The organism is Mycobacterium sp. NGS58 (assembly GCF_059812385.1).
In genome coordinates, this window is sequence record NZ_JCALCO010000019.1 from 78,216 (window position 1) to 96,164 (window position 17,949).

Sequence of the window (17,949 nt, forward strand, 5' to 3'; positions counted from 1 at the left end):
CTCGTGCAGGATGTTCGTGTGCTCGCCCACCCACGTACCGGCCAGGCATTCAGCTCCCCTGTTGGCGCCGGCACCGGATGGCCGGGCGATCCGGCCACCCCGCGGACACCCGTGGCGGCCGATGCCGACGCGGTCGCCGACCTCGCCGAGCACGCCGGCTCGATCCCCGAAATCGACGCGCTGGTCAGCGTCTGCCGGGCCTGCCCGCGACTGGTCAGCTGGCGCGAGGACATCGCGGTCGTCAAACGCCGGGCCTTTGCCGACCAACCGTACTGGGGGCGGCCGGTACCGAGTTGGGGGTCGGGGCGGCCCCGGCTGCTGATCGTCGGGTTGGCGCCCGCCGCGCACGGCGCCAACCGGACGGGACGGATGTTCACCGGCGACCGCTCGGGCGACCAGTTGTACGCGGCTCTGTACCGGGCCGGACTGGTGAACCAGCCGACCAGTGTCGACGCTGCGGATGGGTTGCAGACCAAGAAGATTCGCATCGTCGCGCCGGTGCGGTGCGCGCCCCCCGCCAACGCCCCGACGCCGGAGGAGCGGGACACCTGCTGGCCGTGGTTGCAGGCCGAATGGCGGTTGGTGGCAGACGATGTTCGCGTGGTTGTGGCCCTGGGCGGGTTCGGCTGGCAGATCGCGCTGCGCCTACCGGGGACCTCGACCGGGCGTAAGCCCCGTTTCGGTCACGGCGTCGTTGCCGACCTGGCCCCCGGTGTGCGATTGCTCGGCTGCTACCACCCGAGCCAGCAAAACATGTTCACCGGTAGGTTGACACCAGCAATGCTCGACGACGTCTTCCGCAACGCAAAGGAACTGGCAGGGATCAAGTGACCGAGGTTCTGGTATCCGGCGCCAGTGTCGCGGGTGCGGCGGCGGCCTTTTGGCTTGGGCGGCACGGCTTTTCGGTGACCGTGGTCGAGCGCCATCGGGGGCCGAGGCCGGGCGGTCAGGCGATCGACGTGCGGGGGCCGGCGCTGACGGTGCTCGAGCGCATGGGGTTGTTGGGCGCGGCCCAGAAACGCAAGACGCAAATCCAGGGCTCCTCCGTCGTAGACCGCGACGGCAACGAATTGTCCCGGGACACCGAATCGACACCCACCGATGGGCCCGTTGATAGCCCCAACATCGAGCTGCTGCGCGACGACCTGGTCGAATTGCTTTATGGCGCAAGCCAATGGACGGCCGAATATCTCTTCGATGACACCATCACCGCCGTGGCGGACGATGGCGCGGCGGTTCGCGTCACCTTCGAGCGCGCCGCGCCGCGCAACTTCGACCTCGTGGTCGGCGCCGACGGATTGCACTCGAATGTGCGGCGATTGGTCTTCGGGCCCGAAGAGGATTTCATCGAGAGGCTGGGCACGCACGCGGCAATCTTCACGGTGCCCAACTTCCTGGATCTGGACTACTGGCAGATGTGGCACTACGGCGATGCCAGCATGGCGGGGGTCTACAGCGCGCGCAACAACGCCGAGGCGCGGGCCATGATCGGCTTCATGGACACCGACCTGCGGATCGACTACCGCGACACCGCGGCGCAGTTCGCCGAGCTGGAGCGGCGGATGGCCGGCGACGGCTGGGTGCGCCCGCAACTGCTCGAGTACATGCGCGGCGCGCCCGATTTCTACTTCGACGAGATGTCGCAGATCAAGATGGATCGCTGGTCGCGGGGGAGGGTGGCGCTGGTCGGCGACGCCGGATATTGCTGTTCGCCCCTGTCGGGCCAGGGCACCAGTGTCGCGCTGCTGGGCGCCTACATCCTGGCCGGTGAGCTCAAGGCGGCCTCGCGAGACGGGACGGTCGACTACGAAGCCGCGTTCGCCAACTATCACCGCGAATTCAGCGACTATGTCAAGCGCAATCAGTGGTTGGTGGTGGACAACATTCCGGGCGGTGCGCCGATACCGCAAGAGGTATTCGACCGGATAGTCGCCTCTATCACGCTGAAGGACTACTGAGCCGGATCAAGGGGAGCGGGAACGTTTGCGGGCCCGCGGGCGTTGACGCCATCGTGCGTCTTTCCGTCCTTGACCTCATCCCGGTGCGCACCGACCAGACGACCGCTGACGCGCTGGCGGCCACCGTGCAGCTGGCGCAAGCCGCGGATCGGCTGGGTTTCACCCGCTTCTGGGTCGCTGAGCACCACAACATGCCGTCGGTGGGTGCCACCAGCCCACCGGTGGTGCTCGCCTACCTGGCCGCGCAGACCTCGCAGCTGCGGCTGGGCTCGGGTGGCGTCATGCTGCCCAATCACGCCCCGTTGGCGGTGGCCGAGCAGTTCGCACTCCTGGAAGCCGCCGCCCCGGGCCGGATCGACCTCGGCATCGGCCGGGCGCCCGGCTCCGATCCCGTGACCTCCTATGCGCTGCGCGGAGCCCGGGACGATCGCGACATCGAGAATTTCCCCGAATACCTCGACGACGTGGCGGCGCTGATGAGCGCACGCGGCGTGCGGGTTCCGCTGCGCTCGGGTGACTACACCCTCAAGGCCACCCCGGCCGCGGTAGCTGAACCGCGCCTGTGGCTGCTGGGCTCGTCGATGTACTCGGCGCACCTGGCCGCTGCCAAGGGCCTGCCGTACGTGTTCGCGCATCACTTCTCCGGCAACGGAACCGAAGAGGCGCTCGAGCTGTACCGCTCGCGATTCAAGCCCAGTAAGCTGACGGCCGAGCCGCTGACGTTTCTGACGGTGAATGCGGCGGTGGCCGAAACCCGGGAAGAGGCAACGGCTTTGATGTTGCCCAACCTGCAGATGATGGCCCGGCTCCGGACCGGCCAGCCACTCGGGCCCGTGCCACTCGTCGAGGAGGCTGCGGTCGCCCAGCTGACCGGCCAACAACAGCGGATCGTCGAGAGTGGTTTGCAACGCGCCGTTTTGGGGGCACCGGCCGAGGCCGCCGACCAGATCCGGGCACTGGCCGACCGGTTTGTCGTCGACGAAGTCATGGTGAACCCGGTGGCCTCGGCCCGCCGCGGCACCGATCCTGCCACCGCACCGGGACGCGTCGCCACGCTCGAGCTACTGGCCAAGGAGCTGTTTTAGCCTTCCGACGCGCCGGCGTGGCGGACCTGTCGCGATAACGGTCGAGCGCCTGGCCGCCGCTCTGGTCGCGCGGACCGTTGGACGCCCAACGATGGGCTCAATCCGACTGACTCGCATCGATGCGGGCCAATGCGGTGCGCAGAATCTGGCCGGTGGTTTCCCGGTCGGGGTCGCGGCGCAGCAGCAGTCCTTTGGCTACCGACAGCTTGTCGCCGTTGCGCCGTGGCAAAACATGCAGGTGGATGTGGAATACGGTCTGAAACGCGGCGCTGCCGTCGTTGATGGCGATGTTGGTCGCATCGGCCAATTCGGTGGTGCGGGCGGCCCTGGCGATGCGTTGGCCCAGCGTGACCATGCCGGCCAGTGTCTCCGGCGCCGTGTCGGTGAGGTCGATGCTGTGCCGTTTCGGCACGACCAGCGTGTGGCCTCGGGTGAACGGGCGGGTGTCGAGGATGGCCAAGTAGTCGTCGTCTTCGTAGATCCGGATGGCCGGGGCTTCGCCGGCGACGATCGCACAGAACACGCAGGACATGTCGCCCACGGTACTGGTTGCTGCGTTATCGCCACGCGAGACCAGTCGCGGCCTGCTGCGATTGGGGGGATACGCTGCCGCGGTGGACGATCTCGTCTTCGCCGGCGCGGCGGCACACGCGCGCATGCTCGCCGACGGTGAACTGACCGCGCCGGAATTGCTCGAGGTCTACCTGGAGCGGATCGCCCGGCTGGACAGCCAGCTGCGGTGCTACCGCGTGGTGCTCGCCGATCAGGCTCGGTATGAGGCCGCGGTGGCGCAGGAGCGCCTGGATGCGGGCGAGCGGCTACCGCTGCTCGGGGTCCCGATCGCGATCAAAGACGATGTCGACGTCGCCGGCCAGGTGACGACGTTCGGCAGCGGTGGTCACCGGCCCGCCGTCACCTCGGACGCGGAGGTGGTGCGCCGGTTGCGGTCCGCGGGTGCGGTCATCATCGGCAAGACGAACGTGCCCGAGCTCATGATGCTGCCCTACACGGAGTCGACCAACTTTGGAGCCACCCGTAATCCGTGGGATCTGACCCGCACCCCGGGCGGCAGTAGCGGTGGGAGCGCCGCCGCGGTCGCCGCGGGGTTGGCTTCGCTGGCATTGGGGTCAGATGGGGGCGGGTCGATTCGCATCCCGGCGACGTGGTGTGGCCTGTTCGGCCTGAAGCCGCAACGCGATCGCGTGTCGCTGGAACCGCACGACGATGCCTGGTATGGGCTGAGCGTCAACGGCCCGATCGCGCGGACGGTGATGGATGCGGCGGTGTTCCTGGATGCGACGTCGACGGTGTCCGGTCCCGAAGGCGAATTCGTGAGCGCGGCGGGGCGCAGTCCGGCCCGGTTGCGAATCGCGTTGAGCATTAAGGTTCCAACCCCGCTGCCGGTCAGGGTCGGCAAGGCGGAGTTGGCTGCGGTCGACCAGGCCGGTGCCTTGCTTCGCGACCTTGGCCATGACGTCATCACGGCCGACCCCGAATATCCGGTTTCGGCGATCCTCACCAACTACCTGCCCCGCTATTTGCGCGGTATCTGCGACGACGCGGACGCCCTCGCTCACCCCGAACGGCTGGAACCGCGCACCCGCACCATCGCCCGACTGGGATCTTTCTTCTCGGACCGGCGAATGGAGGCCATCCGGGCGAACGAGGGTGCGGTGGTCTCGCGGATTCAGGCGATCTTCGACAATGTCGACGTCGTCGTCACCCCCGGGACCGCGACCGGCCCTTCCCGTATCGGCGCCTATCAACGCCGCGGCGCCGTGTCGACGCTGCTGAGGGTGGGACGATACGTTCCCTATCAACAGGTCTGGAACCTGACCGGACAGCCCGCAGCAGTGGTGCCGTGGGGCTTCGACGGCGACGGCCTGCCGATGTCGGTTCAACTCGTCGGCAGGCCATACGACGAAGCGACCTTGCTGTCGCTGTCGGCGCAGATCGAAGCGGCTCACCCGTGGGCGGTCCACCGGCCGCCGGTGTCATAGGCGCTTACCCTTCGCCCGGCTGCGCCGCGCTCGCGATCACCCGCTGGGTCTATGGGCGGTGACCCGCTTCGCCCGGCTGCGCCGCGCTCGCGATCACCCGCCAGGCCGCGAGCTTGGCGCCCGGCCGCACCGCGTGGGCCGGGCTGGTCGACGGCAGGCGCTGATACCGGATCCGATCGGGTGCCGGCGCCAACCGGCGGAAGAGGTCGGCGGCCTTGACTCCGTTGAAGTACACCGTCGTGATGGTCGGGTGCTGCGCGAAAAAATCACCAAAATTGTTGGCAACCAAGCTCTTCAGTTCGATCGCCGAGTCGGCGCTGCCGACCCGGCGGCACGCGTGAATCACATCCCAAACCGCGACACCATGTGACTGCAGAGCCGCCAGCCGCCTGTCGTAGGGTGCGGCGGCTTCGAAGCCGAACAGCTCACCGGTGATCGACCAGAACGCATTGCGCGCATTGGCGTAGTACTGGCCCGCCGCCAGTGATTGCGCACTGGGAAACGAACCCAGGATCAGCAATCTGGCGCGCTCATCGACGACCGGCGGGAATCCCCGCAGCAGCGGTGTGCTCATCACCTCACATCATGGCTCGTCCGCGATGTACGTTGGCGACGTGCAGGACGGGGCCGACGACAACATCGACGATCTGCTCGAGGGGCTCGAGGGAAGCGCACGCACCGAACGGGCCGAACTGGTGAAATGGCTGTTCGAGCAGGGCGTGACGGCCGAGGAGATCCGCGCGACCAATCCGCCGCTGCTGCTGGCCACGCGACACCTCATCGGCGACGACGGCACCTACGTGTCCACCCGCGAGATCAGCGAGGCCCATGGCATCGACCTGGGGCTGTTGCAGCGCGTGCAGCGCGCGATCGGCCTGGTCCGTGTGGACGACCCCGACGCGGTGGTGCACATGCGTGCCGACGGTGAGGCCGCCGCCTTCACTCAGCGATTCGTGGAGCTGGGGTTGGATCCCGAACAGCTGGTTCTGGTGGTCCGGGTACTCGCCGAGGGCCTGTCACGCGCGGCCGAAGTCATGCGATACACGGCGCTGTCGACGATCATGCGCCCCGGGGCCACCGAGCTCGAAATCGCCAAAGCATCAAAGGCTTTGGTGACCGAGATCGCTCCCATACTGGGCCCCATGATCGAGCACATGTTGTTCATGCAGCTGCGGCACATGATGGAGACCGAGGCGGTCAATGCCGCGGAGCGCGCGGCCGGTAAGCCACTCCCCGGTGCGCGCCAGATCACCGTGGCCTTCGCGGACCTGGTCGGCTTCACCCGGATCGGCGAGGCGGTGACGCCCGAAGAGCTTGGCCACCTGGCCAACCGGCTGGCGATCCTCGCCCGGGACATGACCGTGCCACCGGTGCGATTCATCAAGACCATCGGTGATGCGGTGATGTTTGTCTGCCCCGACCCGCTGCCGTTGCTCGACGTCATCGTGAAGCTCGTCGAAGCCGTCGACACCGACAACGACTTTCCCCGATTGCGAGCAGGATTGGCGTCCGGCATGGCGGTGAGCCGGGCCGGCGATTGGTTCGGCAGTCCCGTCAACGTGGCAAGCCGCGTCACCAATGTTGCGCGCCCGGGCACCGTCCTGGTCGCGGATTCGGTCTGGGACGAGATCGGCGACGGCGGGGAGTTCTCCGGGTCGTTCGCGGGCGCCCGTCGCCTCAAGGGCATCAAGAACGAGGTGAAACTCTTTCGCATCCGACGGGGCGGCGACGATTGATGGCACGCTGTCCGGCCGGCGACCGGTACATGGGCAGGCCCGGCGCGACTCCAGGGGGCGTCTGACTCCGTCTTACGCGTGTCCTACGCGGCCGGATTCCTACCCCGTGTTCCGGCGCTTCGAATTGGTCGCTTCCGGGCCTGCTTCGCTCCCCAAACTACGCCGTCGAACAACCCAGATCAACGGGTTTCCTCGGTCGGCTTGTGTCCTCACAGACCCCTTGCCCGGGGAGCCGGACCGCGGGAGGCGGCTCCTCGTCCCGACCCGTGTTCGCCGCCGGTGAAACGCTATTCCCTCGGACTTGTAACGGTGTAATCATGTAATCATGAAGCCTCATCACACACACGGGCGGCGCTACGGCCGCTCCGGGGGCTGGCAGCAAGCCCAGCAACCCGACGCCGGCGACGCCGCAGAATGGTTCGCCGGACGCCTTCCGGATAGTTGGTTCGATGGCGACCCCACGGTCGTCGTGGACCGCGAAGAAATCACCGTCATCGGGAAGCTCCCGGATCCGGGAAGCACCGAAAGTGAAGCGAGCGAGGCCCGCGCGGCCGGGCGAGCTTCACGATTCCGCGAAGACACCCGGTCGGAGCGGATGCATATCGCCGACGAAGCGCAGGATCGCTATGGACGCAAGGTTTCCTGGGGCGTGGAGGTCGGCTCCACGACGGGCACCGAGCGAATTCTGTTCACCCACATCGCCGTACCCGTCATGACGCGGCTGAAGCAACCCGAACGCCAGGTGCTGGACACGTTGGTCGACGCCGGTGTCGCCCGCTCGCGCGCCGACGCCCTCGCGTGGTCGGTGAAGCTGGTGGGTGAACACGCCGACGAGTGGCTGGCCAAATTGCGCGGCGCGATGTCGGCGGTCGATGACCTCCGCGCGCAGGGACCCGATCTTTCGTCGTGACCACGGCCGTCGCGCCGTAGCGGTCAGCCTTCCGGCTTCTCGCTGTCGATTTTGGCGACGACCTTGTCGGCGATCTGGCCGCCCTGATCGCTGATGTGGTACCCGCACGCGTTGATGTCGACGACCACGTTGTTGGCCACGCTGAGCGCGCGCTGGCACTCCCAGCCGTCCGCGCCCTCCTGCGTGTCCATCAGCGTGACCTTCGGTGGGGCACCCTGAACCTGGGCGAACGTCCACCGATAGGTCTTGCTCTTGTTCGTGACGGTCACCGTCTTCCCGGCACAGCCCTTCCACTTCTCCGCGGAGTTCTCCACGAAGCTCTTGGCCTTCTCGGCGGACGGAAACAACACCACGGCCTGGTTGACCCAGTGGTCGTAGTTGTCGCCCGCCTCCGAAGACACCAGTCCACTCACGGCCGAGTAACCGGTGCCCGCGTACACGGGATCCTGGGTGGTGTAGAGCGCGCCCTGGCAATCGGGCGCGGACACCGTCACCGAGGAGGTGTCCGTCGACGTGATCGGTTTGCCCGGCTGCATCGATGACGAGCCCATCACGGTGTTGATGTCCGCCGGACTGAGTAGCAGCCCGCTGAGGCGGTCAGGCCCCAACGGCGCCGCCTGCGGTGGTTCCGGTTTGGGCCGAAAGACGAGCCAGATACCCACCCCGCTCGCGATGACCACGAGCACCACGGCGACGGCCGCGACGATGGGCCAGATATTGCGGTGGGGCTTGGGCGCGGGTTGGCCCCACGGCGTCGAGCTGGTGAACTGTGGCGGGCCGCCCCAATTGGCATTGCCGCCTTGATAATAGGGCGGCCCGGGCTGTCCGGCCGCCGGGATCGGCCCGCTGGTAGGGGTCCACGCCTGAGCGCCCTGTGACGGTATCGGACCGGAACTGGGCGCAGACGGCGGCTCGAAGGGCGATGGCGGTGGGGTGTTGAACGTGGGCTGGTACGCCGGCGGAAACGCTGGGGCGGCGTGGGCCTGCGCGCCGGGGATGTCCACGGTGGGCACTGCGGCTTCCTGGCTGCGGCGCAAGATGGTGGCGGCGCGGTCCTGGTCGGGGTTGCTGAGCGCCTCCTTGGCGGCCAGGGCCAGGTCACCCGTGCTGGCGTAGCGGTCCTCGGGCTTTTTGGCCATGCCGCGAGCGATTACCGCATCGAAGGCCTTGGGGACGCCGGGGCGCTGCTCGCTCGGCGCGGGAATGGGGTCCATCATGTGCGCGGAGACCAGGACGCCGGCGCTGTCGGCACGATAGGGCGGGGATCCGGTCAGGCACTCGAACAGCACGCAGGCCAGTGCGTAGATGTCGGCGCGGTAGGTGACCTCTGCGTCGGAAAACCGTTCTGGCGCCATGTATTTCCAGGTACCGACCGCGGTGCCGAGCTGCGTGAGCTTGTCGTCGGTGGTGGCGCTGGCGATGCCGAAGTCGACCAGGTAGGCGAAGTCGTCACGGGTGACCAGAATGTTCTGCGGTTTGATGTCGCGGTGCATCACTCCGGCGGCGTGGGCGGCGTCGAGCGCCGAGGCGATCTGGGTGATGATGGCGACCGCGCGGGGCGGGGTCAGCGGGCCGAAGCGTTTGAGCACGCTGTCCAGGTCGGTGCCCTCGACCATGCGCATCTCGAGAAACATCTGGCCGTCGATCTCGCCGTAGTCGTGCACCGGCACCACGTGCGGTTCCTGCAAACGACCGGCGGTGCGCGCCTCGCGCTTCAAACGCTCGCGAAACACCGGGTCTCTGCTGAAGCTTTCGGAGAGAAGTTTGACCGCGACCGTCCACTCCTTGACGGTGTGTTCGGCCTCATAGACCTCACCCATCCCGCCGCGGCCCAGCAGCCGCTTCAGGTGGTAGGGACCGAACATCGACCCCGCCCGTGAGGACTGCTCGTCACTCATTCCTCATCCTTCCAACCCAACCCCTGGCCCGCCGGTCTCATCCAAGACTTTGCGGACCGAACATGATCGCAACCCGTGACTGAGCAATCATGACGGTAAGCGCGCAGGCGTCCCACCGCACGATAACGGGAACAATTGCCGCGCGTGTCGGGGCGGGTGCTGAGGTCCTACCCCTCGCCGCCGTTGTGAGCGGCGATCTGGAAGGTGAATTCGCGGTCGCAGATCCGGACGCGGTCGCCGTGCCGCAAGGTCGCGGCCGAACGGATTCGTTGGTCCTGCACGTGCACGCCGTTCGAGGACCGCAGGTCGTCGATGATGTAACCGCTTCCGGTGTCGACGATGACGGCGTGGTGGCGGCTCACCTTGGGAGAGTCCAGGACGATGTCGTTGTCGCCAAGCCGCCCAATCGTTGTCGACCCTTGCAGTGGATACCTGCGCCCGGACATCTCGTGCAGGTAGGCGACCGCCCTGTTCTCTGACGTGTACTGCTCGAGCACGGTGATCGCCACCGCCGCGGTCGTCATGGCGATCTTCTTGGCGTCCAGCGGTTCTTGGCGCAGGATCCGGTCATTGAGCGTCCGCAAGTTCTGGCCTGGGTCGATTCCGAGGTCGTCGGCAAGCGACTTTTGCACGCGGCGGTATGCGGCCAGCGCGTCGGATTGGCGATCGGTGAGGTAGTAGGCGGTCATCAGCTGAGCCCATAGCTGCTCGCGGTAAGGATGTTCTGCCGTCAGGGCTTCCAATTCGGTGATCACGGTATGGGCACGTCCGCAGGCGATCTCGGCCTCGGCCTGCGCCGTGTGGGCCAGTATCTTCTCCTCGACGAGGGACGTGGTGAAGGCGTTGACGAAGCGGAAGTCTTCCAGATCGCCGAGCACCGAGCCGCGCCACTCGGCCAGGGCGGCCGACAGGTGCTGACTGGCCTGCTCGAAGCGGCCCGCGGCCGCCGCGTGCACGCCGGCGGACTTCTCGGCGGTGAAGCGGTCGAGATCGCAAGCGCCATCGGGGATGTTGAGCCGATAACCCGGCGGCGCCGCGACCAACACCGTGCGCGGGTCGACGCCCGCACCGGTCAGCAGCTTTCGCAGGTTGGAGACGTAGGAGTGAATGCTGGCCCGCGCCCCCGACGGTGGCGACTCGTCCCACAGGGCGGTGATCAGCCGGTCCACGCCGACCGCACCGTTGCGGTTCATCAGCAGCATGGCCAGCACCGCTCGCTGTTTGGGCGTGCCCAACGGCACCAGAGCACCGTCAACGCCCAACTCCAACGGTCCGAGCAGACCGAATTCGAGACGTTTGTCCGCCATCGCGCCTACCAGGCTTTCCGCGTCCGCGGCGCCGGATGCCATGAGCTCACGTTTGTGATTGTGACGCCAACCGCGCGGATTCGGGCACGATTGCGACAAACCTCGCCGCATCACCGCAATGGATACCGAATGACTGAAATCTGTTCGTACGCAGCGCGACGCGAGGAGTTGTTTCAGCGGCCGGCGGGTCGACTAGGCGGGCTGTCCGGAGAATTGCGGGCAGTAGGCGTCGGTCGCCGCGCTGACCACCTCGGCCGCCTGCGGCGGAGTCAGGTTCGTGTGACGGAAGATCTGGACCGTGACGGCGATCCGGGTCTGGCCGGCGGCTAGGCCGGTGCACACCTCGTGGCCCGCTCGCACGGCATCTTGCGTCGACGGGAAAGCGACGCCGAGGCTTTGCATCTGGCCCAGGAACGCCTGATCCGCGGTCTGCACTGACATCGCTGCGGCGCTGCCGGCCATGCCAACGGCCGCAAGCCCGACGGCGGCGCTGCCGATGGCGGTGGTGGCCATGGTGATGAGGCGGGAGATGATGCGGCGGGAGAACATTGCTGCCACCCCTTTCAGGTGCGTTCCTGAGTAGGACGATCCCAGCGTCTCGTTTGTTCCTGGGTGTCTTCTCAATAACTTCTTGGCAGCGATCGCGGCCGCTTGTCGATGCGACTGCCGGACCCGCGGCCCTATGCCTGGGTCATCGCGTAATACGCGCCGCGCCGTGCCAGCAATTCGGCGTGATTGCCCTGTTCGACGATCCGGCCGGCCTCGACCACTAAGATTCGGTCGGCATCGCGGATCGTCGAAAGTCGGTGCGCGATGATGAAACTCGTGCGATCGCGACGCAGTTCACACATCGCGTGCTGGATAAGCGCCTCGGTGCGGGTATCGACCGAACTGGTCGCCTCGTCGAGGATCAACAATTGTGGGCGGGCGAGAAATGCGCGCGCGATGGTGATCAGCTGCTTTTCTCCGGCGCTGATGTTGCCGCCGTCGCCGCTGATTCGCGTCAGATAGCCGGCCGGTAGCGCCCGCACAAAACGGTCGACGTACGCGGCCTTCGCGGCGTCGCGAACCTCGTCGTCGCCGGCATCGGGACGTCCGTAGGCGATGTTCTCCGCTATCGTCCCTTCGAAAAGCCAGGTGTCTTGCAGTACCATGCCGATTCGCGATCGCAGCGACCGGCGGTCGATCGTGGTGATGTCGACACCGTCGAGCAGGATCTGGCCCGCATCGACGTCATAGAACCGCATCAGCAGGTTCACCAGCGTGGTCTTGCCCGCTCCGGTCGGCCCGACGATCGCCACAGTACTGCCCGGTTCGGCCACCATGGACAGGTCTTCGATCACCGGAGTGCCCGGGCGGTAGGAGAAGCTCACGTTGGCGAATTCGACCCGTCCCCCCTGATGCGGTGCGGTGGCGGCCGGCCTGGGTTGCGCGGCAGGCGCGGAATCCGGCGATTCCTCGGGTTCGTCGAGCAGCGTGAAGACGCGTTGGGCACTGGCCGCCCCCGATTGCAGCGTGTTGTACATCCCCGCCAGCTGGCTCAGTGGTGAGTTGAATTGCCGCACATATTGAATGAACGCCTGGATGTTGCCCAGCGTGATCTGACCGGTGGCCACCTGCAGACCTCCCACCACCGCGACGGCGACGTAGCCGAGGTTGCCGATGAACGTTGTCGCTGGTGCGACCAGCCCGGAGAAGAATTGAGCGCCGAAGCTGGCGTGGTAGACGTCCTCGTTGAGGGCGCGGAATTGCTCGCGCGCCGCCGCCTGGTGCCCGTATGTCGTGACCACGGTGAAACCGCTGTAAGTCTCCTCGATGTGGGCGTTGAGGCGACCGATGCTGGACCATTGGGCGACGAACAGCCGCTGGGAACGCCGCGCGATCGCCCGCGTCGCCAATAGTGACAAGGGCACCGTCAGCACGGTGATCACCACCAGCAGCGGCGAGATGGACAGCATCATCGCCAGCACCGCCACCACGGTCAGAATCGATGTCAGCAGCTGGCTGATCGTCATCGCCAGCGACGATTGGATGTTGTCGATGTCGTTGGTGACGCGGCTGAGCAATTCACCACGCTGGCGGCCGTCGAAGTACGACAAGGGCAACCGGTGGATCTTGTTCTCGACATCGGAGCGCAGCGCTACCATCGTGCGCTGCACGGTGACGTTGAGCAGCCGGGCCTGAGCCCAAAGCAGCACCGCGGAAACAAGATAAAGGCCCAACGCCAGCGTCAGGGTCCGGGCGACCGCCCCGAAGTCGACGCCGTGGCCCGGCACCACGTTCATTCCGGACAGCAAGTCGGCGAAAGTGTTGGCGCCTCGGCTGCGTGCGGCGGCGACCGCCTGCGCCTTAGTCAACCCCGCGGGGAGCTGGCGTCCGATGACGCCGTTGAACAGCAGATCGGTGGCATGCCCCAGGATCCGCGGAACGACCACCCCGATCGCCGTGCCGGTGATTCCCAAGGTGATGACCGCGACGCACAGCCGTCGTTGCGGCGCAAGCTGTTTCACCAAACGGGCGGCAGAGCCCCAGAAGTCACGCGACCGGGTGCCGGGGGTGGGCCGGCCGGCTGCCTGGACGGTCGCGCGGGTCACGGCGGGCCCCCGACTCGGCCCGATCGCACGGCGCCGACCGACTGCGAATCGGCGAATTCGGCGTAAGTCGCGCAGTCGGTCAGCAGCGATTCGTGCGTGCCCGCGCCCACCAGGTTCCCGTTGTCGATCACGACCACCTGGTCGGCATTGGCAGCGATCGAGATACGTTGTGTGACAATCACGATGGTGGCATCACCGCAAGCGTCCCGCAGCGAGGCACGGACCCGTGCGTCGGTGCGCGCATCGAGCGCGGCGAACGAGTCGTCGAATAAGTAGATCGCCGGGCGGCGGATCACCGCCCGGGCGATGGCGAGTCGTTGGCGTTGTCCGCCGGAGAAGTTGATGCCGCCCTGGGCCACGCGCATGTGCAGCCCGTTGTCGTGGGCTCGCACGAAATCGTCTGCGGCGGCTACCCGCAACGCCTCCCACATCTGTTCGTCGGTGACGGGCTGGTGTGGGACGGCCCCATAGCGCAGGTTGTCGGCGACCGTCCCGGAAAACAGGTAGCCGCGCTGGGGAACCAGGCCGATCGCGGACCACAACCGCTCGGTCTGGTAATCGCGGACGTCGATGCCGTCGACCGTGACGGCTCCGCCGGTCACGTCGTAAAGCCGGCAGATCAGTGAGACCAGCGTCGACTTGCCCGAACCGGTGCTGCCGACGACCGCGGTGGTGGTTCCGGGCGACGCGGTGAGGGAAATTCCCTGCAGGACTGGGCGATCGGCACCCGGGTAGGTGAACGTTGCGTCGTCCAAGCGCACCGCCCCGGTGATCGCGCCGCGTGGGGACCGCGGATTCGGGGGGTCGGTGACGGCGGGGCGGGTGCTGAGCACCTCGGTGATCCGTTCGGCGCAGACGGCGGCCCGCGGCAACACCACCAGCGTCATCGTCGCCATCAACACCGCCATCAGGATTTGGGTGAAGTAGGCCAGGAAGGCGGTCAACGAGCCGACCTGCATCTGCCCGCGGTCGATGCGCAATCCGCCGAACCAGATCAGCGCAACGCTGGACACGTTGATGGTCAGCGTGGTGACGGGCAGCATCAAGGCTTGCCAGTTGCCCGCGGTCAGGGCGGTCTTCGAGAGCGCGGTGTTGGCGCGAGCGAAGCGGTCACGCTCGAAATCCTCCCGGGCGAATGCCCGGACCACCCGGACGCCGGCCAGCTGGTCACGCATCACTCTGTTGATGCCGTCGATCAGGCCCTGCATGCGACGGAACAGGGGCAGCATGTGCGACATCACCCAGTAGTTGGCCACCGCCATGATCGGCACGCTGACCAACAGCAGCCACGTCAGCGCAGCCTCTTGGCGGATGGCCATGAAGATCCCGCCGAGGCACATGATCGGGGCCGTCACCAGAACGGTGCCCGTGATCTGGACCAGATACTGGATCTGCCGCACGTCGTTGGTGCTGCGTGTCAGTAGCGTCGGCGCTCCGAATCGGGCGGTCTCGCGTTCGGAAAAGGTGGTGACGTGGTCGAACATCGCCGCGCGCAGGTCGCGTCCGAAGCCCATTCCGGTGCGCGAGCCGAAGTAGACAGCCCCGACCGAGCACACGACTTGCACCGCGGTGACCCCGAGCATCTCCATGCCGAGCCGGACGATCGTGGTCGTATCGCCCTTGGCGACGCCATGGTCGATGATCGCGGCGTTGACGGTTGGCAGATACAGGGATGCGAGGTTACTGATCAGCTGCAGCGCCATCAGCACCGCCACCAGCCGTCGGTACGGCTGGACGTACTGGCGCAGCAGTGCCAGGAGCATTGGGTAACTGTCGCATACCGTCCGCCCGGCCGTCCCCGCCAACCGCCGGACGGTCAAAGTCCGCGCCGCCCTTGTTGGCGGCCTCGAATTACCTGCTCAGGCGCGTCGGTGGTTGACCCGCTGGGCTGCCGCTACAGTGCATCGTGTGGACCAGCAGTGGGCGGAACGGAAGCAGGGTAGCGGTGCGGCGTGACACGAGGGCGCTGGCTCTTGTGGCGTCAGCATTGGCGATCCTGATCCCCGCGACCGCGGGCTGCTCGGATTCCGGCGGCAACAAACCTGGAGCGACGGCGTCGTCGACGCCGCAGAACGGCCAGGGCAGCCATGGTGCGATGTTCCCGCAATGCGGCGGCATCAGCGACCAGACCGTAGCTGAGCTGACCAAGGTCACCGGCCTGATCAACACGGCCCGCAATTCCGTCGGGTGCCAATGGCTCGCGGGCGGCGGCATCCTCGGGCCGCACTTCTCCTTTTCCTGGTATCGCGGTAGCCCCATCGGACGCGAACGCAAGACCGAGGAACTCTCGCGTGCCAGCGTCGACGACATCAACATCAACGGGCACGGCGGTTTCATCGCCGTGGGCAACGAGCCGAACCTGGGTGACTCGCTGTGCGAGGTGGGCATTCAGTTCCAGGACGACTTTATTGAGTGGTCGATCAGTTTCAGTCAGAAGCCGTTCCCGCCGCCGTGCGACATAGCGAAAGAATTGGCTCGTCAATCGATTGCGAACTCGAAATGATAGCCGTGATGCGTGCCGAATCGCGCAGCAGGAGGATTGCCCGCATTGCCGCGACCGTGGTGGTCGCCGCGTTGCTGGTGTTGACCGGCTGTTCGCGCTCGATCGGGGGCAACGCGGTCAAGGCGGGTGGCAATGCGCCGCGCAATAACAACTCCCAGCAGCAGTATCCGAACCTGCTCAAGGAATGCGAGGTCTTGACCAGTGACATCCTGGCCAAGACCGTGGGCGCCGACCCGCTCGACATTCAGAGCACATTCGTAGGTGCGATCTGCCGCTGGCAGGCTGCCAATCCGGCCGGCCTGATCGACATCACCCGGTTCTGGTTCGAGCAGGGCAGCCTGTCCAACGAGCGCAAGGTCGCCGAATTCTTGAAGTACAAGATCGAGACGCGTTCGATCGCCGGCATCGACTCGATCGTGATGCGGCCCGACGACGCCAATGGTGCGTGCGGTGTCGCCAGCGACGCGGCCGGGGTGGTCGGATGGTGGATCAACCCGCAGGCGCCGGGCATCGATGCGTGTGGGCAAGCCATCAAGCTGATGGAACTGACGCTGGCCACCAACTCCTAGCTGCGCTGACGCTTCAGCGCGGCACCTCGAAGTCGATCAGCGTCGCCACCCCGAGTTCCAGCTCTTTCCAGGCGCACGGCACAGTAAGCACCGCGATCGCCGATGTTGGGAACTTTGCTGAAATACGTTCGGCCGCGGAAGTATTCGCATCTTCGGCACCGCCGAGTCCCAGCGCCAGGGTCGACACCGTCGGCTCGTGGCCGATGACGAGCAGTGTGCTGACGTTGTCGTCCACCGTGTTGATCTCGTCGATCATCGTGCCCGGCGTGGTCGCATAGAGGCGCTCGCTGTATCGCACGGGCGCACCGATGCGGGTATTCAGTAGCGTCTCGCGGGTGCGCGTAGCCGTGGAGCACAGTACGTAGTCGATGGTGGGCGCATGGGCGCGCAGCCAGTCGCCGGCGAGGCCGGCCTGCCGGATGCCGCGCGGCGCCAACGGCCGATCGTGGTCGGTGATACCGGGCGGGTAATCGGACTTGGCATGCCGCATCAACAGCAACGTTCGCTTCCCGGTCACGAGAAATCAGATTAATCAGTGCGGCGCGAGTCATCGTCATGACCATCGCCCCCGTGTTGGTCCGCAGACGAAGTGGCCGAGCTCGGTTGTATCCGGCCGGCGCGACGAGTGGAGATGGTCGGCCGAGAGCCAGCACAGTCGCGCCCGCGATGGCCAGAACCAAGCTGGTGAGGACGAATCCTAAATCCTCTGCGAATTTGTCCCGAGCGTTGTAGAACTTGGAATAGCAGTCCGCCGCTCAAGGCACACGCTGCCATTGCCGAAGCCAGAAGGCGTCACAGTGAAAGAGTCGTTGCGCACGGAAATTAGATTACTTGCGGCACTGGGGGTTACCGCGTGGGTAATCTCCAATTCGCCGGTGGCCTGGGCCGGGCCGGGCGGCAACCTTCCAGGCCCCGGCGTGTGTGACTATCCCGGTGTTGGCGGAAGTACTTTCGAGGCGGGGGCCACGACGTACTACTGCGATTTTCCTCTCGAAGAGAACAGCACGCACTGGCACTGCGAATATGGCGGATGGAACCTGGGCGGCCCAGGTGGCAACGCCCCCATCGGTGGAAGCTTCATGGGTTTCGGGTTGACCATTCCTGCAGGCGATTTCGGGGGCGCTTCCGGTAGCTGTTCATGGCGCTGGCCGGATAACACCGTCGGCCCTGCACCGAATCCACCCGGCGCGTGGAAGAACTATTTGGTACCCAAGCCGCCACCGCCCGAACATCGGGCACCCCCGCCTCCATCAGCCGAGCCAGAGTCCGGACCACCACCGGTAATGACTCCGAATCCCGGCGATGAGCCACAGACACCGGCCTACACGAACCCGGCGTTTCCGAATCCCGGCAGGCCGGTGAACCCGCCAAGTTAGCTTGTGTCGCACC

The 17,949-nt window shown here is 66.4% G+C and carries 16 protein-coding genes; 8 read left to right on the forward strand and 8 right to left on the reverse strand.

Annotated elements, in window-relative coordinates:
- The first annotated feature begins 3 nt into the window (after positions 1-3).
- Genes AC5Y4H_RS18175 through AC5Y4H_RS18185 form a run of 3 tightly spaced genes read left to right on the forward strand, consistent with a single transcriptional unit; the run spans position 4 to position 3,043 of the window.
- Positions 4-831 carry a uracil-DNA glycosylase gene (locus tag AC5Y4H_RS18175; protein WP_499983736.1) on the forward strand — a complete coding sequence of 276 codons (828 nt, stop codon included), beginning with the start codon at positions 4-6 and terminating at the stop codon, positions 829-831.
- Positions 828-1,958: an FAD-binding protein gene (locus AC5Y4H_RS18180; RefSeq protein ID WP_499983738.1), complete on the forward strand. Its 1,131-nt coding sequence runs from the start codon at positions 828-830 to the stop codon at positions 1,956-1,958. Before AC5Y4H_RS18175 ends, AC5Y4H_RS18180 begins: the two co-directional genes overlap by 4 nt.
- Positions 1,959-2,011: 53 nt before the next feature.
- Entirely contained in the window at positions 2,012-3,043 is a 1,032-nt protein-coding gene (locus AC5Y4H_RS18185) for an LLM class flavin-dependent oxidoreductase (protein ID WP_499983739.1), read from the forward strand.
- Positions 3,044-3,140: 97 nt separating this feature from the next.
- Here AC5Y4H_RS18185 and AC5Y4H_RS18190 read toward each other — a convergent pair whose 3' ends face one another.
- Positions 3,141-3,575 carry an HIT family protein gene (locus AC5Y4H_RS18190; RefSeq protein ID WP_499983741.1) on the reverse strand — a complete coding sequence of 145 codons (435 nt, stop codon included), beginning with the start codon at positions 3,573-3,575 and terminating at the stop codon, positions 3,141-3,143.
- A 124-nt stretch (positions 3,576-3,699) separates the two neighbouring features.
- Here AC5Y4H_RS18190 and AC5Y4H_RS18195 point away from each other — a divergent pair, with 124 nt between their 5' ends.
- Positions 3,700-5,043 (forward strand): amidase, encoded by a 1,344-nt coding sequence (locus tag AC5Y4H_RS18195; protein ID WP_499983811.1) that lies wholly within the window; start codon positions 3,700-3,702, stop codon positions 5,041-5,043.
- Positions 5,044-5,092: 49 nt separating this feature from the next.
- On the opposite strand, the gene AC5Y4H_RS18200 is transcribed toward AC5Y4H_RS18195, so the two are convergent.
- Positions 5,093-5,617: a DNA-deoxyinosine glycosylase gene (locus AC5Y4H_RS18200; protein WP_499983742.1), complete on the reverse strand. Its 525-nt coding sequence runs from the start codon at positions 5,615-5,617 to the stop codon at positions 5,093-5,095.
- Between the two features lie 25 nt (positions 5,618-5,642).
- Between AC5Y4H_RS18200 and AC5Y4H_RS18205 the strand changes: the two genes are divergently transcribed.
- Both AC5Y4H_RS18205 and abmR read left to right on the forward strand, forming a co-directional pair.
- Positions 5,643-6,779 (forward strand): adenylate/guanylate cyclase domain-containing protein, encoded by a 1,137-nt coding sequence (locus AC5Y4H_RS18205; RefSeq protein WP_499983744.1) that lies wholly within the window; start codon positions 5,643-5,645, stop codon positions 6,777-6,779.
- 325 nt (positions 6,780-7,104) lie between these two features.
- Positions 7,105-7,689: an ATP-binding transcription factor AbmR gene (gene abmR / locus AC5Y4H_RS18210; protein ID WP_499983747.1), complete on the forward strand. Its 585-nt coding sequence runs from the start codon at positions 7,105-7,107 to the stop codon at positions 7,687-7,689.
- 23 nt (positions 7,690-7,712) lie between these two features.
- Here the strand turns inward: abmR and AC5Y4H_RS18215 are convergent, their stop codons facing one another.
- From AC5Y4H_RS18215 to AC5Y4H_RS18235, 5 genes are all read right to left on the reverse strand, one after another.
- Complete coding sequence (locus tag AC5Y4H_RS18215; RefSeq protein ID WP_499983749.1) at positions 7,713-9,587, reverse strand: serine/threonine-protein kinase PknH/PknJ; 1,875 nt, start codon at positions 9,585-9,587, stop codon at positions 7,713-7,715.
- A 167-nt stretch (positions 9,588-9,754) separates the two neighbouring features.
- Complete coding sequence (locus AC5Y4H_RS18220; RefSeq protein WP_499983750.1) at positions 9,755-10,936, reverse strand: BTAD domain-containing putative transcriptional regulator; 1,182 nt, start codon at positions 10,934-10,936, stop codon at positions 9,755-9,757.
- Between the two features lie 150 nt (positions 10,937-11,086).
- A complete protein-coding gene (locus AC5Y4H_RS18225) occupies positions 11,087-11,443 on the reverse strand; it encodes a DUF732 domain-containing protein (RefSeq protein WP_499983751.1) in 357 nt (118 codons plus the stop codon).
- Between the two features lie 131 nt (positions 11,444-11,574).
- Positions 11,575-13,488 (reverse strand): ABC transporter ATP-binding protein, encoded by a 1,914-nt coding sequence (locus AC5Y4H_RS18230; protein WP_499983755.1) that lies wholly within the window; start codon positions 13,486-13,488, stop codon positions 11,575-11,577.
- On the reverse strand, positions 13,485-15,251 hold the full coding sequence (locus tag AC5Y4H_RS18235) for an ABC transporter ATP-binding protein (RefSeq protein WP_499983756.1): 1,767 nt from the start codon (positions 15,249-15,251) through the stop codon (positions 13,485-13,487). Before AC5Y4H_RS18235 ends, AC5Y4H_RS18230 begins: the two co-directional genes overlap by 4 nt.
- Positions 15,252-15,433: 182 nt before the next feature.
- On the opposite strand from AC5Y4H_RS18235, the gene AC5Y4H_RS18240 reads away from it, so the two are divergent.
- On the forward strand, positions 15,434-15,991 hold the full coding sequence (locus tag AC5Y4H_RS18240) for a DUF3558 domain-containing protein (RefSeq protein ID WP_499983757.1): 558 nt from the start codon (positions 15,434-15,436) through the stop codon (positions 15,989-15,991).
- Between the two features lie 8 nt (positions 15,992-15,999).
- Positions 16,000-16,560 carry a DUF3558 domain-containing protein gene (locus AC5Y4H_RS18245; RefSeq protein ID WP_499983758.1) on the forward strand — a complete coding sequence of 187 codons (561 nt, stop codon included), beginning with the start codon at positions 16,000-16,002 and terminating at the stop codon, positions 16,558-16,560.
- A gap of 13 nt (positions 16,561-16,573) precedes the next feature.
- Here AC5Y4H_RS18245 and AC5Y4H_RS18250 read toward each other — a convergent pair whose 3' ends face one another.
- Positions 16,574-17,077: a SixA phosphatase family protein gene (locus tag AC5Y4H_RS18250; RefSeq protein ID WP_499983759.1), complete on the reverse strand. Its 504-nt coding sequence runs from the start codon at positions 17,075-17,077 to the stop codon at positions 16,574-16,576.
- Positions 17,078-17,949: the final 872 nt, after the last annotated feature.

What these genes read in the sequence shown, in the direction of transcription:
- AC5Y4H_RS18190 (WP_499983741.1), bottom strand. Translation starts at nt 3,575, where the DNA reads ATGTCCTGCGTGTTCTGTGCGATCGTCGCCGGCGAAGCCCCGGCCATC.
- AC5Y4H_RS18195 (WP_499983811.1), top strand. Translation starts at nt 3,700, where the DNA reads ATGCTCGCCGACGGTGAACTGACCGCGCCGGAATTGCTCGAGGTCTAC.
- AC5Y4H_RS18200 (WP_499983742.1), bottom strand. Translation starts at nt 5,617, where the DNA reads ATGAGCACACCGCTGCTGCGGGGATTCCCGCCGGTCGTCGATGAGCGC.
- AC5Y4H_RS18205 (WP_499983744.1), top strand. Translation starts at nt 5,643, where the DNA reads ATGTACGTTGGCGACGTGCAGGACGGGGCCGACGACAACATCGACGAT.
- abmR (WP_499983747.1), top strand. Translation starts at nt 7,105, where the DNA reads ATGAAGCCTCATCACACACACGGGCGGCGCTACGGCCGCTCCGGGGGC.
- AC5Y4H_RS18215 (WP_499983749.1), bottom strand. Translation starts at nt 9,587, where the DNA reads ATGAGTGACGAGCAGTCCTCACGGGCGGGGTCGATGTTCGGTCCCTAC.
- AC5Y4H_RS18220 (WP_499983750.1), bottom strand. Translation starts at nt 10,936, where the DNA reads ATGGCATCCGGCGCCGCGGACGCGGAAAGCCTGGTAGGCGCGATGGCG.
- AC5Y4H_RS18225 (WP_499983751.1), bottom strand. Translation starts at nt 11,443, where the DNA reads ATGTTCTCCCGCCGCATCATCTCCCGCCTCATCACCATGGCCACCACC.
- AC5Y4H_RS18235 (WP_499983756.1), bottom strand. Translation starts at nt 15,251, where the DNA reads ATGCTCCTGGCACTGCTGCGCCAGTACGTCCAGCCGTACCGACGGCTG.
- AC5Y4H_RS18245 (WP_499983758.1), top strand. Translation starts at nt 16,000, where the DNA reads ATGCGTGCCGAATCGCGCAGCAGGAGGATTGCCCGCATTGCCGCGACC.